General features: G+C 64.1%; 1 protein-coding gene. It reads right to left on the bottom strand.

Features of this window, described 5'->3' with window-relative positions; genetic code table 11:
* Positions 1 to 33 precede the first annotated feature (33 nt).
* Positions 34 to 1347: an IS256 family transposase gene (locus ACJH6H_RS29670; RefSeq protein WP_052536990.1), complete on the bottom strand. Its 1314-nt coding sequence runs from the start codon at positions 1345 to 1347 to the stop codon at positions 34 to 36.
* Positions 1348 to 1481: the final 134 nt, after the last annotated feature.

Below are 1481 nucleotides of genomic sequence, written 5' to 3' on the forward strand. Positions count from 1 at the left end.
GAGGAATTGTCAATACCTGTGGATCGGCTTGTTTCAGGCGACCTCCGTTCCAGTTGATTCGGTCGGTGCCGAGTCCGCCGACGGGGTGATGTCGGTGGGTCGCTCGAGCAGTTTGCCTTTGTGGAAGATCGCGCCGGCCCGGACCAGAGCGACCAGGTGCGGTGCGTTGACGGCTCGCCAGCGGGCTTGCGCGGCGTCGATCAGCTTGTAAGCCATGGCCATTCCGGCGACGCGTGAACCCGGCCCCTTGGTCACCTTGGTCCTCAAACGTACCGTGGCAAACGTTGATTCGATCGGGTTGGTAGTGCGCAGATGGACCCAGTGCTCGGCCGGGTACTTATAGAACTCCAGCAGCACATCGGCGTCATCGACGATCTTGGCGACCGCCTTGGGGTACTTGGCGCCGTAGTCCACCTCGAACGCCTTGATCGCCACCTGCGCGTGGTCGATATCCTCGGCGTTGTAGATCTCCCGCATCGCCGCGATCGCCCCCGGATGAGCCGACTTTGGCAGGCAGGCAAGAACATTGGCCTGCTTGTGAAACCAGCACCGCTGCTCGCCGGTGGCCGGGAACACCTCACGCACGGCCTTCCAGAACCCCAGGGCCCCATCGCCGACGGCCAGCACCGGTGCGGTCATCCCGCGACGTCGGCACGACCGCAACAGATCAGCCCACGACTCGGCCGACTCCCGGTACCCGTCGGTGAGCGCGACCAGCTCCTTGCGGCCGTCAGCGCGCACACCGATCATCACCAGCAAACAGAGCTTCTCCTGCTCCAGGCGCACCTTGAGATGGATGCCGTCGACCCACAGGTAGACGTAGTCGGTGCCCGACAGATCACGGGCCTCGAAGGCCTTGGCCTCGTCCTGCCACTGCGTGGTGAGTCGGGTGATCGTCGTGGCCGACAAGCCGGCACCCGAGCCCAGGAACTGCTCCAACGCCGGACCGAAATCACTGGTCGACAAGCCATGCAGATACAGCAACGGCAACACCTCGGTCATCTGCGGCGACTTGCGCACCCACGCCGGCAGGATCGCCGAGGAAAACCGTTGCCGCTCACCAGTGTCCGGGTCAACACGTTTGTCATTGACCCGCGGCGCGGTCACACTCACCGCGCCCGCCGCGGTGAGCACCTCGCGCTCGCGGTGATAGCCATTGCGCACCACCAGCCGGTGCCCGTTCTCATCAAGCTCACCGGCATGAGCCTCGATGTAGGCGGCGACCTCAGCCCGCAACGCTGCGGCCAGCATCTGGCGGGCACCGTCGCGGACAATCTCATCGAGCAACGACCGCGACGAGCCAGCATCCTCGTTGGATGAATCCGCATCGTGAACTACCGTGAGCATGGGCGTACCTTCCCGAACCAGCGCGCCAACGCCGGCTCTTGATCAGACCTTCGACATTCAGATCATCCTCGGGAAGGTGCGCCCTTTCCTACGCCGCCTCGCCGAGGCTCATCCACAGGTTCTGATCATTGCTC

It is taken from the genome of Mycobacterium sp. SMC-21 (genome assembly GCF_045310825.1).
Classification (GTDB): Bacteria; Actinomycetota; Actinomycetes; order Mycobacteriales; family Mycobacteriaceae; genus Mycobacterium.

Excerpts from the sequence above, each read along its gene's own strand:
- ACJH6H_RS29670 (WP_052536990.1), bottom strand. The coding sequence starts at position 1,347 with ATGCTCACGGTAGTTCACGATGCGGATTCATCCAACGAGGATGCTGGC.